This window comes from Paenibacillus pabuli NBRC 13638 (assembly GCF_001514495.1).
GTDB lineage: Bacteria > Bacillota > Bacilli > Paenibacillales > Paenibacillaceae > Paenibacillus > Paenibacillus pabuli.
The window spans coordinates 47188-62154 of sequence record NZ_BCNM01000007.1 but is presented as its reverse complement, the minus strand read 5'-3'; the positions used below and the strand labels follow the sequence as shown (position 1 = coordinate 62154).

General features: G+C 47.9%; 11 protein-coding genes. 8 read left to right on the top strand and 3 right to left on the bottom strand.

Going from position 1 to position 14967, the window contains the following annotated elements:
- Positions 1 to 22 precede the first annotated feature (22 nt).
- From PPA03S_RS32805 to PPA03S_RS11405, 7 genes are all read left to right on the top strand, one after another.
- Complete coding sequence (locus PPA03S_RS32805; RefSeq protein WP_062322885.1) at positions 23 to 820, top strand: PepSY domain-containing protein; 798 nt, start codon at positions 23 to 25, stop codon at positions 818 to 820.
- Between the two features lie 141 nt (positions 821 to 961).
- Positions 962 to 1594, top strand: a complete 633-nt coding sequence (locus PPA03S_RS11430; RefSeq protein WP_062322883.1) for a PepSY domain-containing protein — start codon at positions 962 to 964, stop codon at positions 1592 to 1594.
- A gap of 357 nt (positions 1595 to 1951) precedes the next feature.
- Positions 1952 to 3454, top strand: a complete 1503-nt coding sequence (locus PPA03S_RS11425) for an RICIN domain-containing protein (RefSeq protein WP_157284099.1) — start codon at positions 1952 to 1954, stop codon at positions 3452 to 3454.
- A 236-nt stretch (positions 3455 to 3690) separates the two neighbouring features.
- A complete protein-coding gene (locus PPA03S_RS11420; protein WP_062322881.1) occupies positions 3691 to 4476 on the top strand; it encodes an ABC transporter ATP-binding protein in 786 nt (261 codons plus the stop codon).
- A 1-nt stretch (position 4477) separates the two neighbouring features.
- On the top strand, positions 4478 to 6139 hold the full coding sequence (locus PPA03S_RS11415) for a hypothetical protein (protein ID WP_062322879.1): 1662 nt from the start codon (positions 4478 to 4480) through the stop codon (positions 6137 to 6139).
- A 1023-nt stretch (positions 6140 to 7162) separates the two neighbouring features.
- Positions 7163 to 7678: a DUF2179 domain-containing protein gene (locus PPA03S_RS11410; RefSeq protein WP_062323197.1), complete on the top strand. Its 516-nt coding sequence runs from the start codon at positions 7163 to 7165 to the stop codon at positions 7676 to 7678.
- Between the two features lie 400 nt (positions 7679 to 8078).
- Entirely contained in the window at positions 8079 to 9506 is a 1428-nt protein-coding gene (locus PPA03S_RS11405) for a pectate lyase family protein (protein WP_062322877.1), read from the top strand.
- Between the two features lie 160 nt (positions 9507 to 9666).
- Here the strand turns inward: PPA03S_RS11405 and PPA03S_RS11400 are convergent, their stop codons facing one another.
- From PPA03S_RS11400 to PPA03S_RS11390, 3 genes are all read right to left on the bottom strand, one after another.
- A complete protein-coding gene (locus PPA03S_RS11400) occupies positions 9667 to 10680 on the bottom strand; it encodes a substrate-binding domain-containing protein (protein ID WP_062322875.1) in 1014 nt (337 codons plus the stop codon).
- Positions 10681 to 10884: 204 nt separating this feature from the next.
- Complete coding sequence (locus PPA03S_RS11395) at positions 10885 to 12069, bottom strand: glycoside hydrolase family 130 protein (RefSeq protein WP_062322872.1); 1185 nt, start codon at positions 12067 to 12069, stop codon at positions 10885 to 10887.
- Positions 12070 to 12071: 2 nt separating this feature from the next.
- On the bottom strand, positions 12072 to 13253 hold the full coding sequence (locus PPA03S_RS11390) for an AGE family epimerase/isomerase (protein WP_062322870.1): 1182 nt from the start codon (positions 13251 to 13253) through the stop codon (positions 12072 to 12074).
- 222 nt (positions 13254 to 13475) lie between these two features.
- Here PPA03S_RS11390 and PPA03S_RS11385 point away from each other — a divergent pair, with 222 nt between their 5' ends.
- Entirely contained in the window at positions 13476 to 14789 is a 1314-nt protein-coding gene (locus PPA03S_RS11385; RefSeq protein WP_062322868.1) for an ABC transporter substrate-binding protein, read from the top strand.
- Positions 14790 to 14967: the final 178 nt, after the last annotated feature.

Here is a 14967-nt window from a genome sequence, read left to right as displayed (position 1 = left end):
GAGTGAGTAAGGGGGGAACAAAATGGAAGAGCATGAGGGGCGTCCGGAAATGAAACGGGAAGAACAACGACGCAAAGGATGGGCGAAGCCAAGAAGTTCATTTTGGTGGAGTTCGGGGCTCCTGGCTCTCCTTGTGGTTGTAGCGATCATGTGGTGGAAGCCCTGGCAATCTGAACGCGTGTCGTTAACAGCAGATGCAGCGGCCCAATCGGTCTTGGATCAATATCCGGGAGAAATCGTGAATTCCACGTTAAAGGACGGGGCCTATATCATGCAGCTCCGCTCGGAAACCGGACTGTATGACGTACAAGTGGATGCGGTTACGGCGACCGTGAATTCCATTAAACGGCTGGAGTCCAACCCTCAAGCCGAGGAGAAAACGTTATGGAGCCGGGAACAGATCAAGACGGAATTGCTGAAACAAACGAATGCCGAGCTGGTATCACTTGAACTGGTCGAGCAGCAGGGAAGCCCGGTGTATCTGGCGGTATTCAAGATGAAGGACAATGGTCGTGAGCAATGGACCATTGATCCGTATAACGGAGAGAAACAGTCTTCAAAGACACTGGAAGCATCTTCACCCGACCCGACGACAGGGGAAGGCACCAAGACTTCATTTCTGAGCGAAAAAGAAGCAAAGCAGAAGGCACTGGCTAAGGTTCCAGGTGAAGTGGATGATATCGAACTCCGTGGAACAAACAGTGGCAATCCGTATTATCTGGTTGAAATTGACCTGGATGACGGTCGTGAGGCCATTGTGCAGGTGAATGCCATTTCAGGTGCGATTCGTTCGGTCACTTGGGATGATGACGAGGATTAAAGGTATAGGTATAGAAGCCATTCTGTGAGGTTCTCACTCATGTTCTCATCAAATTCTAATCTGACTCTCGCTGAACTCTCATTCGTACAGGTTAATCTATAACTGTAGACGAGAACGAGAACAACAACGAGGAGATGAACGATGATGATGAACAAACATAAACTATGGATTGGCAGCTTGTCGGCAGCGGTGCTGCTCGGAGGATCAGCCGTTGCGGCTAGTGGGAGTGTAAACGGACAATCGGTACAGCCTACGCAAACATCTACTACACAGTCAGTAACACAGACCCAGAACAACACAGGTAAGTTGCTGACGGTCGCACAGGCAAAAGAAGCAGCCTTGAAAGCAACTGATGGCAAAGTGGATGATGTGGATCTGGAGCGCAGAAACGGACAAACGTTCTATGAAGTTGAAATCGACAAAAAAGGAAGCAACGACGTTGTCGTTCGTTTGGATGCCTACACAGGTAAAATCCTTGCTGTAGTCGATGATGAAGATTACGATGACGACGATGATTATAATGGCACTGTGGCAGGTACGTCTTCCAATCAAGCTGCTTCAAAACAGGTTAAACTGACAGAGGCACAAGCTTCGAACATTGCCCTGAAACAGGTGACAGGCGGAAAAGTAACCGAAATCGAACTGGATCATGATAACGGCCGTTATGTTTATGAAGTGGAACTGAGAATAGCCAACGGTGAAGCCGATGTAGACGTCGATGCGAACACGGGTAAAGTGCTGTCGTTTGATCAGGATTTTGACGACGAAGATTAAGAAATAACGTTAGCACACAAGCTAATGAATGTGAACAACATGTAGTTGCAGCTACCCTAAGAGCAGCTAGAGATAACGTATATTATAGGGATTTGAATTGTGTATAACAGGGGACGCTTCGGATGAAGCGTCTTTTTGCTGTTCGCTCCATAAGTTCAGTGTGTATTCGTACATGTTCCGCCGTATTGTTCACTATTCGAGCAGGGGGATGGCGGATACAATCGTAATCAGGAGGTGAGTGCCAAGCCAGTCTGAGAAACAAGTAATCTATGAAATGCATCATCGATCGGAGGAAGAAGAGACGTATCGATTTTATTGTAAGCGCTTTATTAATAAATCGTGGAGGTGCAATGTTCTATGAATGAGGGTTGGTTGAAAAAGAAAACAAATTCACATCGTTTCGCTCGTCGTCTATGTTATCTGCTTGCTCTAATCCTGGCGCTACAATCGCTAGGCATGCTGATCGCTCCAGGACAACAGGCTTCCGCTGCTCCACTCAGTGTGACCAACGGGGTACAGTTCAAGGATACGGACGGTAATGTGATCCATGCCCATGGGGGCGGGATGATTAAGGCTAACGGGTACTATTACTGGTTTGGAGAGAACCGCAACCCCAATGGAACGTTCAAGGCGGTTTCCGTATATCGTTCTGCAGATCTGAAAAACTGGGAGTATCGCAATGATGTGCTCACCAGCAGCTCGGCTGCCGAGCTGAACATTTCCAACATCGAACGCCCGAAAGTCATCTATAACAGTGCAACAGGCAAGTATGTTCTTTGGATGCATAAGGAAAACGGAGTCGACTATGGTGAAGCCAGAGTGGCTGTAGCGACCTCAAGTACAGTGGATGGCAATTATACGTATGTGGGCAGCTATCGGCCGCTTGGCTATGATTCGAGAGACATGACGGTATACAACGACAACGGCACGGCTTACCTCATCTCAGCGACCAAAGTGAATGCCGACCTGAATATCTACAAGCTGACTCCAGATTTTCTTGGTGTGGAATCGCTCGTAAAGACGCTGTGGCCGGGTCAATATCGTGAGGCGCCTGCCATGTTCAAAAAGGGTGGCGTCTACTTCCTGATCACATCCGGGGCTACGGGGTGGAATCCGAATCAGGCCAAATATGCGACTGCCTCCAGCATAACTGGCACGTGGAGCGGCTTGAGCAACTTTGGAGACAATACAACCTATGGTTCTCAATCAACCTACGTGCTTCCGGTGGAAGGCTCACAGACAACCTCCTATCTCTATATGGGTGATCGCTGGGCTGGCGCCTGGAGCGGGCCGGTGCAGGACTCCAAGTATGTGTGGCTGCCGTTGTCTTTCCCAAGTGCAACCAGTCTGGCGATGAACTGGGCAAGCAGTATTACCATTGATGCAGCCACGGGTTCCGTAACCGGGGTGGATACGCCTGATGTATGGGACACGAATGATTCGTATCAATTCATTAGTCGCAAAAGCAATAAATTGCTTAATGTCATCGGGGGTTCTGCGGATAACGGTGCCGATCTGGAGCAGCGGGCAGATGGCGGCTGGGCCAGTCAGCAGTGGCAGATCACGGATGCGGGTGGCGGGTATGTCAAAATCATCAACCGATCCAGCGGCAAGCTGATCGGTGTAGAGAATGGCTCTACAGCAGATGGAGCGGTTATTGAACAGTGGAACGATGGCGGCTGGGCCAGTCAGCAATGGCAGTTGGTTCGTGTCGGTGGTGGTTATTACAAATTGAAAAACCGCAGCACAGGCAAGGTGCTTGATATTTCCGGACAATCCCTGGCAGACGGGGCAGCAGCCATCCAGTGGACAGATAATGGCGGTACGAATCAGCAATTCCAGATGGTTAAGGTTCAATAAAGAATTATTTTAAAGTGAAAGATTATTCATCGAGATGATCTTGTGAAACCCTTGTCCTGCACCTATAGGTGAGACAAGGGTTTTGTGATGTTTTAACGATTGTTACGTGAATACTCGTCCTGAGATGATGTTCAGAGGATTTCTCGTGTTGCGATGCATTTCTGATCATTACCATCCTAATCTGTGGTAAACTAGTAGAATTATAGAAATCGTAGAGACAGGGGCTGGATAACGAAGTGAGTGAAAAACAAGTACTGTCAATTGAAGGCTTGCGTATGCAGTATAACGGGCGATATGTGCTCAATGGTATTGATCTGGAAGTGAATCGTGGCGAGATGATCGGATATATCGGTCCGAATGGTGCGGGCAAAAGCACAACGGTCAAGATTTTGCTCGGACTGGTGGAGGGATATGTGGGTACGGTTCGCATCTTTGGCAAGGATATCGCGGACGGTGACGTGGAATATAAACGCAGAATCGGTTATGTACCGGAAGTTGCGGAGCTATACGAACAATTAACCCCGGCAGAATATTTGACGTTTACAGGAGAATTGTACGGGTTGTCCTATGAAGATGCCGATTATAAGGCGAAATTGCTAATGGACTGTTTTGGACTGGAAAAATCCTATCATTCCCGCATTGCCTCCTTCTCCAAAGGCATGCGTCAGAAAGTGCTGCTGATCTCGGCGCTGCTGCATGACCCGGACCTGTTGTTCCTGGATGAACCGCTCAGCGGACTGGATGCCAACAGTGTCATGGTGGTCAAGGAGATTTTGACACAGTTGTCAGCCAAAGGCACAACGATATTCTATTCGTCACACATCATGGATGTGGTGGAGAAGATCAGCAGCCGTATCGTCCTGATTGCCGAAGGACGCGTGATGGCGGATGGTACGTTCAAGCAGCTCCAACAGCAATCCATGGAAGGCTCACTGGAGGAAGTATTCAATCAGCTGACGGGCTTCAATGAGCATCGGGCAATTGCAGAACGCTTTGTGTCCATCGTGCAGGAGGTGTACTGATATGGCGGAATCCTCCGACTTTCGCACGCTGAAGATTCTGGACCGTTTTCGGTCTGTCATCGCGAAAACAGGGGCGGATTATGATGAACTGCGTTTGATTCTACGGGTGAAGTTCCAGATGGATCAGCGGAGAGTACCCACGGTATTGTCAGCACGCAATGGCAATAAGGAGCAGAAAGAAGGCAATCTGTATCTGCGTTCCCTCGGGTTATATGCACTGATGGGGCTGATACTGGTTCCGTTGATTATCTGGGATACGGGGCATTTTATGCTCCAGATGGGCCTAGTGACCGCCATGCTGATGTTTATGATCATGACCTCCATGATTTCGGACTTTTCTTCGGTACTGCTCGATATTCGGGATCGTAATATCATCATGACCAAGCCGGTAAACGGACGCACTGTTGGGATGGCTCGTGCCATCCACGCAGGTGTCTATCTGCTGCTCCTGACAGGTTCTCTGACGGCTGCGCCGCTGGTAGCGGGGTTGATTACTTACGGGATCGGCTTTTTCCTGCTTTTTCTGGTGGAACTGATTCTGATTAATATGTTGATTCTGGTGACCACGTCCCTGACCTATCTATTCATGATGAAGTTTCTGGATGGCGAGAGGCTGAAGGACATGATTAATATGGTGCAGATTCTGCTCTCGGTCGGAATCGCCGCAGGATATCAGCTGGTCATACGTTCGTTCAGCATCATCGATTTTAATATGGTATTCACACCTGCCTGGTGGCAGTTACTGCTGCCTCCGGTATGGTATGCAGCGGCATTTGAGCTGCTGATCGGCGGTGGCGGAGGTGCCTGGCTGTATACGTTCTCGGCGCTTGCACTTATCGTTCCAATGGTCAGTCTGTTGGTGTACGTGAAGCTGATGCCTTCCTTCGAATTGTATCTGGAGAAAATGGCACACGCAGGTCAGGCCTCTGGACGAAGACGTGGGGGATGGGATCGCATCATGGCGAAGGTGTTCTCCCGTTCGAGAGAGGAGCAGGCGTGCTTTCGTTTGTCTGCCAGTATGATGCGGAGTGAAAGGGAGTTTAAACTGAAGGTATACCCTTCGGTTGGTTTATCTTTTGTATTGCCCTATGTATTCTGGCTCACCCAATTGCAGAGCTCCTCGTGGGCAGATTTCAGGGAAAGCTCTTTCTTTTACACGCTCTATATTGTGCTCCTGCTGATTGTGACAGTTGTGACCATGCTGAAGTATTCCGGGCAATACAAGGCATTTTGGACCTTCCGGGCAGCCCCTTTGACCAACGAGAATGTGTTATATAGTGGTGCGCTGAAAGCTTTCTTATGCAATATGTTTCTGCCCGTATTTATATTGAACGCGATCGTATTTGTGTGGACCTTTGGGTTAAGAATTCTTCCGGATCTGGTCGTTATATTTTTGGTGGCAACTGCACTTATCCCGCTGTCTGGAAAGTGGTTAATGCGAAAACCGCCGTTCTCCCAATCCTTCAGTGTGGCCGGGCAGAGTGACGGCTGGCTCATCTTTGCTTTCTTTCCGCTCATCGCTCTGTTATGGGGATTACATGTATTCATCCGCACCATACCGGCAGGCATCTGGATCTATGTGGCGCTTCTGGTCGTGATCAATGCGCTGTTCTGGACGATGCTGCATCGGGTGAAACGAGCATCTGTAACGGTTGAAGGTTAAGGCGGGCGGTAGCAGGTTGAGGTTGAATGTGAAGTGTAGAAGATGTATATGTGAAGAAAAGTTGCTTAAAGCCAATCCGGTTTCGATGGGACTGAAAAAGAAGAAAAAATGTAGAAACACCTGACGGCAGAGCACTTTAAAAGTATTTTAAAGCATTTTAAAGGTTGTAACTTCCGATAATGTTTAATAAAATGGAAGTAAGACAAAAATAAGAGTAGCCACGCCAATGGCTACTCCTGCACAGTATTTGCGGTGTGATCACCTCAGAGTGGTGCATAGACGACTGAAATGACCCGCACTTTGGCTCTCAACCTGTGGCGGGTCACTTCTTTCTACGATCAATGTAAGTTAACAATGCAAGAATGAACATTGCGAACACGAGTACGTCGTTGAAAGTGAAGTTCATACGATCACCTCCTTTCTTAGGAGATGATCATTACCCACCACAAATTGGCTGTACAAATTAAATTATACCAGCATAAAGACGCTCAGACGAGTGTCTTTTTATTTTTCCTATTTCTTTTACAAAATCGCAATCTCTTGTGTACATTAGTATCCTGAATTCTTGTTCATAACTTAGAGTATACGATCAATATACTGGGGCGCCGATAGAGTCCAAGCGTGTATCAGTAGTTAAATTTTTTTTTGGAGGAAACTTCAAATCTTCCATTCCTTTTCCCTAGCGGATTGGTAGCCGTCGTTTCCCGAACCTGTTTGCCTGTACGCCTCAATCCAATTGCTGTTGGTTCAGCATATTCAGTCACGCCGATTTTCGCCCCTGGGTCTCACGTCGGGTTGATAATGCGCAGAAAGGGCTCTATAATGGCAGTTCCGGCTTGCCAGTGGGCAAAGAATAGAAAATGCAGTCCAATTTACGTTCAACCGTTTAAAATGACCGCATAACGTCCAATGATGGAGATAGAGTAAACACGCAGAAGCGTAAATGACATGCAGAGGAAGCGGAAAGAAGGCGCGCAACAAACGGCCCATTCCGTTGTGAAAGTCAGGAAAGAGGGATTGCGATTGTTTAAAATATTGATATTTATCTTTTTGATCCAGATTGTGTATGTATCCGCATATACACTTCGGATGATTCTGACGCTCAAAGGACAGAAATATATTGCTGCGCTCATCAGTATGGGCGAAATTGTAATCTATGTACTCGGCCTGAATCTGGTACTCAATTATCTAAAGCAACCTTCTGCGTTAATCGTATATGCTGTTGGTTACGGTCTAGGGGTTTTGCTGGGTGCCTGGATCGAGGAGAAGATTGCGCTCGGTTACGTTACCGTTAAGGTTATTTGTAACCAGATGGGCGGAGATGTAGCGAACGCTTTGCGGGATAAAGGATACGGCGTTACCGCCTGGGTTGGCAGTGGGCGTGATGGAGATCGGCTGGTTATGGAAATTTTGGCGAAACGCAAAAACCAGAAGCTGCTGTATCAGACGATTCTGAATCTGGATCCCAAAGCATTTGTCATTACCGTCGAACCCAAACAGTTCCATGGTGGGTTCTGGACACGTTCCATCAAAAGATAAATTATGGCAGGTCTGCAGCAGGTGCAGGCCTGCTTTTTAGTTAAAAAAGAATCAATCTATAGACCTATTTATAAAAATATGTTCATTTTTATAAATAGGCTGCAGCATAACTTGAGCTATATATCATTTCACACTCTTTATTAACATCTTAAGTACAAGCAAAACATCAATAAACATGACACCCCTAATCCACTGTAGGGTCCCTCACCCCAAGTTAAGTGCGAACGATGCCAGGTTGCATACGGTACAATCCCTGAAGATGAGATCACATATACATAGAATCTGAGATAAGGATTATTGTTGTAATCGCTTCCAGCATTTACATTGAGGACAAGACCTTCGTGACATGCAGTGGCAGAGATGGAGGGCGTTATCATTATAATTAGGGAGGAATGGATTTATGAAAAGCAAAATTCGAACATGGTGCAGTGCCGCGCTGGCTCTGACGTTGGGCTTTACCCTACTGTCTGGACCGACAAGTGTACGCGCGGCTGGCAATGCAGATTACAATCTGACAGGTTTCTCCCAAGGGAACACGGGCGGGGGTACCATCAGCGAATCGGATACGTCCAAGTATAAGAAGGTATACAATGCAACGGATCTGGCTGCGGCGCTGAAAAAGAACTCCGGGGTCAAAGTCGTCGAGATTATGAACGACCTGAATTTGGGGTGGAACGAAATTTCGAGCGCTGCACAGACATCGCCTTTTGCCAAGCATAATGATGCTCTGACTCATCCGGTACTGAAACAAACGGGTGTCAGCAAGCTGACGATCGACAGCTTTAATGGCCTGACCATTTTCTCAGCCAACGGGGCCAAGATCAAACACGCAGCCATCAGCGTCAAACGCAGTTCCAACGTCATCATCCGCAATCTCGAATTCGATGAGTTATGGGAATGGGATGAAGCAACCAAAGGCGACTACGACAAAAACGACTGGGATTACATCACCCTTGAAGAGAACAACAACGTATGGATTGATCACTGTACCTTTAATAAAGCCTATGACGGGCTTGTTGATTCGAAAAAAGGAACCAGCGGCGTGACCATCTCCTGGTCTCTTTTCAAAGGGGATGATGGCAGCTCGAATAGCTGGGTCACTCAGCAAATCAACGAATTGGAAGCGAACAAAGCTTCCTATCCGATGTATAACTACCTGCGCAGCAGTGCTGTAGGCCTCAGCAAAGCGGACATTATCGCCATTTCGGGACCGCAGAAAAAAGGGCATCTGGTCGGTTCCACCAGTCTGGAATCGGCTAATGTCAATCTGTCCATGACGCTGCACCATAACCTGTACAGGGATATTCAGGACAGGATGCCACGCCTGCGTGGAGGGAATGCGCATGCCTACAATATCGTGATGGATGCGACAGGGGCACGTGCGGCCAAATCCAGAATCACTTCGGCGATGGCAACGGCGATTTCGTCCAAAGGATATCATTTTGATATCATCGGTAACGGAGCGATCTCCACCGAAAGCGGCGCAGTGCTGGTCGAAAAATCGGTGATCAAAGACGTACTGTTCCCGGTTCGCAATAACCAGACAGACCCGGCTGATGCAACGTATACCGGTAAAATTCAGGTGAACGACACGATGTATTCTCTGGATGGAAGCTCATTCCGTGGGAACAGTGATACGTCCGGCAGTCCGCTTAGCCCGGTTCCGGCTGCAGTGAAAGTTTTCTCCTGGAACGGATTCTCGTCACTTCCTTACAGTTACACTACGGATGATCCAACGACGCTGAACACACGCCTCACCAGTTCAAGCGGAGCAGGTGCGGGCAAATTAACCTGGTCCAAAGACAATTGGCTGAAGACGAGTTACTAGATTGCAACCGGATTCAAGTATTTTGAATCGATTGGAGAGGGGCCGTGATCTACAGCGGTTGCTGACCACTTCCTCGTTTTTTCATAGACAAAGAGTGCTCCAGCAGCCGTAATGGCCGGGAGCACTCTTTTTGTGGGACAGGGAGTCTTTGTTCCTTTTTTTAGTTAGACGCGTCTTCCGAAAGGGCAGGTGCTGCACTCACTGAATCACGATAAATGATATTGCCCTTCACGTGTACGCGGCCGAAGCTGCGACTCGGGTTATCAATCTTTTTGAGCATGGAGTGAACCGCAGTCCGCGCCATCTGTTCCACATCTACCTCGACCGTTGTCAGCTTGGGATCGGACAGTGTGGCATAGATATCATTATCGAATCCCACCACAGAGCATTGTGCGGGCACTTGAATACCCAGTGAAGTCAGTTTCTGAACAAGCAGATGAGCAACCTGATCACAGTTGCATACAAAAGCGGTAGGCAGCTGCTCCGGCAGATCAATTTCAATAAACGTACCTCGATCATCGCGGTCATTAAGAACAAGATCCGGATTCATCGGTAATCGATGCTCCAGCAATGATTTGTAATAACCGAGGAATCGGTCCTGAATGCTGCTTGTAGAATAGAGATTCCCCACATAGGCGATGCGGCGATGTCCTTGTTGAACCAGGTAGTTCGTCAGCTCATACGCAGCGTAAAAGTTATCGGTAACGACCGAATCAATATCAGAATGCTCATCGTAGAAATCGAGAAACATTTTGGGAACGTCCATGGACTGGACGAGCTCAATATATTCTTTGCTGACTTGACCAAGTACAATGAATCCGTCCACTTTGTTGTCACTATAGAGCTTGGGCAGCGTTAATTCCTCTTCGTCCTGGACATTCAGAATGTGCAGAATGCCGTAATACCCCTGATCCTCCAGATGTTTGGTGATGCGCTGGAATACACGTACATAGAACGATTGGGTAGGACCGGTGAAACGTTCCGGGATAATAACACCAATATTATGAGTCAAGCCTTCCTTCATCGAACGGGCCGCGGCGTTATACCGGTAGCCCATCTGAACGGCAAGAACTTTGATCTTTTCCTTTAATTCGCCACTGACGCCATCTTTATCATTTAATGCTTTCGAGACCGTCACACTGCTAACTCCGAGCTTGTCGGCGATATCCCGCATGGTGATATTGTTCTTCAGCTTTGGTCGCCTCCTTCAAGCCGGTTTACGTACAATGTGCTGTCATTATGGTTAGCGCTTCCTTCAAACATAACAACAATCCATATTAGTATACATCGTTACCCACATGGAATAAAGAAATTCTAATTGGCATTGCGCTAATTTTTCAACATGCTGCATTTTCCGTCTGAAGGCTGTTCTTCGAATTTAAGCCATTGCCTTTTGGAGAAGCTTCTCGTTCCGCTCAATCAAGTCACCGCGCTGGCTGGCGCAATCCAGGGAACGGTACGGATCAGCCGGGGTATTGAAGGTGTAATCGACCAGTTGATCAAGCGTCGTTGCGGCCACATGACAGCGGGTATCACTGGATGCATAATAAATAAAAACCTCACCCTTATCGTTGACCACCGCACCGTTGCAGAAAATAACATTGGACACATCGCCTACACGCTCGTCGTCATAAGGAGCAATGAAGTGCCCGCCTGGCTTGGCGATGATGCGTGCCGGATCATTCAGATCCGTGGCGAACGTGTATAGCACATAGCGAAGACCCGCCGCCGTATTGCGCACCCCGTGGGCAATGTGAATCCAGCCGCGATCCGTTTTAAGCGGAGCAGGGCCCTGGCCATTTTTCACTTCGTATACCGTATGGTATTTGCGTTCATCGATAATGGTCTCTTTATCAATTACCGGATTCAGAATGTCATCGCACAGACCGAAGGCAATTCCGCCGCCGCTGCCTGTGGAGATGAATCCGTCCTGCGGACGTGTATAGAACGCATATTTACCATCAACGAACTCTGGATGCAGTACCACATTTCGTTGTTGAGGGGAGCTCGTTGTGATGTTGGGCAGACGCTCCCAACTGACCAGATCTCGTGTCCGCACAAGTCCTGCTTGTGCCACCGCGCTGGATGTATCAAATGCCGGAGCTTCCGGATCTTTGCGCTCCGAGCAGTAAATGCCATAGATCCAGCCATCTTCATGCTGAACAAGTCTCATATCATACTGGTTGGTCTCTTCTGCATCGATATCTTCCCACACTAATGGTTTGCCTGTGAAGCGGAATCCGTCGATGCCGTTATCACTCTCAGCCAGAGCAAAGATGGATTTGCGGTCCAATCCCTCGGTTCGGATGACCATCACATATTTCCCATTGAAATAGATGGCTCCTGGGTTAAGCGTAGCGTTAATGCCCAGACGCTCCATAAAATGCGGATTCGTTGTTTCATCCAGATCAAATCTCCAGTGCAGCGGCACATGATGACGGGTGATCACGGGATAACGGTACCGATCATATACGCCGTTGTAGAATGAAGGATCGATTTCATTTTGACGCGTGAGCAGCTTCTCCTGCTGCTCCAATAATTCATTGTATTTGGGGTGTATCATCGTTATCCCATCCTCTCGATTAGTTCAATGCAAAACCTGCTGTTGTGATACGGACATTTCCACGGTCCGGCGATCTCATTTTGGTCCGGTGTACCGTTCCCGTCTACCGACCAGTACCATTCCCCGCCAGCGCGATGATCGACAACATGTTTCTTCGTATATGTCCACAAGCGTTCCACTCTTTCCAAAAACAAAGGATCACCTGTACGCTGATAGGCATTATAGAAGCCGACCATTGCCTCGGCCTGCACCCACCATATCCGTTTCTCATCCACATGGTCACCCTCTTGTTCGTTCATCAGAGAGCCATCGGCCTGTACAGCCACATTGGAAATGTTATAGGCAATATCCGTAACCAATGCGGAATACTCCGGATGCTGCTCCAGCCCCAGCACTTTCAATGTTTCGTCAATCAGCCAGCTGGCTTCAATGTCATGCCCGAATGAGCGCAGATCGATAATGGGTTCCCAATCCTGGTTGAAAAATACCCCAAGAAACTTCGTATCCTTGTCATACACGCGTTCATATAAGATGCCGAGCAGGCGTTCCAGTGCCGTCTTCACCTGCTGATCCGGCCACACGCGATAGAGCGTGGTGTATGCTTCCAGCACATGAATATGCGTATTCATCGTATAATCCGCGATCACACCATTTTCGCTCAGCATTTCATTGGGCTGTTCATTCCAGAATCGGTCAAACTGTTCCTTGTACGCAGGCAATGCCGTATTCAGGCCTTGATTCTCAATTAGAGCAAAAAGCGATTTCGCAAGTTCTAACGCAGATACATCCCCGGTGGCACGATAGTACTCGCTCAGTGAATACACCCCAAAGGATTGGGTATACACATGTTTACTCGTGTCCAGTGGTTCCCCTTTGGCATCCACCATCCAGTACATTCCGCCATATTCCATGTCCATCACATGATCTACAAGGAAACGGTAAGCGTGTTCAGCGTGCTCGCGCCAGACTTCATTTCCGGTAACCCGATAGGCCGCAGCAAAAGACCATAATTGCCGTGCCGTGGCGATTCCGCCTTTGGGAGCGAGTGGATCGACCTGAAGATCATGGCCGACCCAACCGTAGAATCCACCGTGGGTACGATCTTTGAGGGAGGACCAGAATGGCAGAATGTGTCCTTCCCAATGTTCTTTTATTTCCGTTTTGATGTCATGGGTGTGAATCATAAGTGAGCGCTCCTTCAAAGTACGAGATTCAATAATAATTAAGTTAACGATAACTTTATTTAACAATATTAGTGTCGGACAAAAGTGTTGTCAATGTGTTGGTTGAGAATAACCTTATATAGAGTAATAAATAATTTGATTGACAGGTAAGCGTTACCATAATAAAATTCATTTGTAACCTTAACGATAACTTTAATTAACTTAGAAAAGGGGTCGAATCATTTGAGGAAAAACAAAGGCTGGAAGTTTCTGCTTACCATGCTGCTCATCACTTCACTGCTTGCTGCATGTTCATCAGGAGGTGGATCTTCACAGGCAGGAGAGGAAATCAGCACAGATCCTGCGGATATCAAGGGTGAGATTACTGTCCTTACACAACGTACAGATATTGTGGATACCGTATTCAAAGACTATGCCGCGGAGTTCAATAAGGAATACCCGGATGTCAAAGTAAACTTTCAGGCACTGGCAGATTATGAAGGACAAGTGAAAATTCGGATGAGTACCAAAGATTACGGAGATGTACTGATGATCCCGACCAGTGTACCGATTGCCGACATTCCAGACTTTTTTGAACCGCTGGGTACGTATGATGAATTGAAAGACAAGTACACGGGGATTGAAGAGCGCATGGTGGACGGCCAGATATATGGTATTCCAACCGTTATCACGTTCTCAGGAATCATTTATAACAAACAGGTATTCAAGGACGCTGGCATTACAGAAGTGCCCAAAACGCCTGAACAATTCCAGGCCGCACTCCAACTCGTAAAAGACAATACGGACGCGATTCCACTGTACACCAACTATGCCTCTGGCTGGGCTTTGACACAGTGGGAATCGGATCTGCCAACGGTTGCAGGCAGTGTAGACTACGTTAACATTGACCAACCGAACACGGATGATAACTTTGTGGCTGGCAAGCCGCATTATGAATTGTACAAAGTGCTTTATGACGCTGCCAAAAATGGCCTGATCGAGAAAGACCCGACCACAACGGACTGGGAAAGCTCCAAAGCGGACCTTGCGAACGGGAAAATTGCAACCATGGCGCTCGGATCATGGGCGATTACCCAAATTCAAGGCTTGACGAATACACCAGATAATATCGGATTCTTACCGTTTCCTACGAATGCAAGTGATGTAGTCGTTCCGCTCGGAGCAGACTATAACATCGGCATGAACGTAAACAGTGAGAACAAACCTGCTGCGAAAGCGTGGATCGATTGGTTCCTGGCGAAATCGAACTATGCCGTTGAGCAGGGCGGAGGCATGAGCGCAGACAAGAACGCGGAGCTGCCGCCGATTTTGGATCAATACAAAGACGTTGCATTCTCCACACTGACTCCTGCCAAAGAAGGCCAGGAAGGTCTGGTTGACAAGATCGACAACGAAGGCGAGATCGGCCTCTGGCAGCCTGACTTCAAGAAACGCATCATTGAAGCCGGAATCGGTAACCGCAGCGAATCGTATGACGACATCATGAAGGACCTCAATGACAAATGGGTGAAAGCGCGGGCAGAACTCACAAAATAGGCAGATTGCAGTGGGTACATCGTTCTGTCAAGGAAATACGTATGTCTGACCACCGTTGACATGCAGCAAGGTAACGTACTGGCTGCAGGGAAAAAATGTTCCCTTTTCATAAGGCATTTTGTATCTGAATGCAGCAGCATTTCGGATGCAAAATGCCGTCTTCGGTGTTGATTTTCGA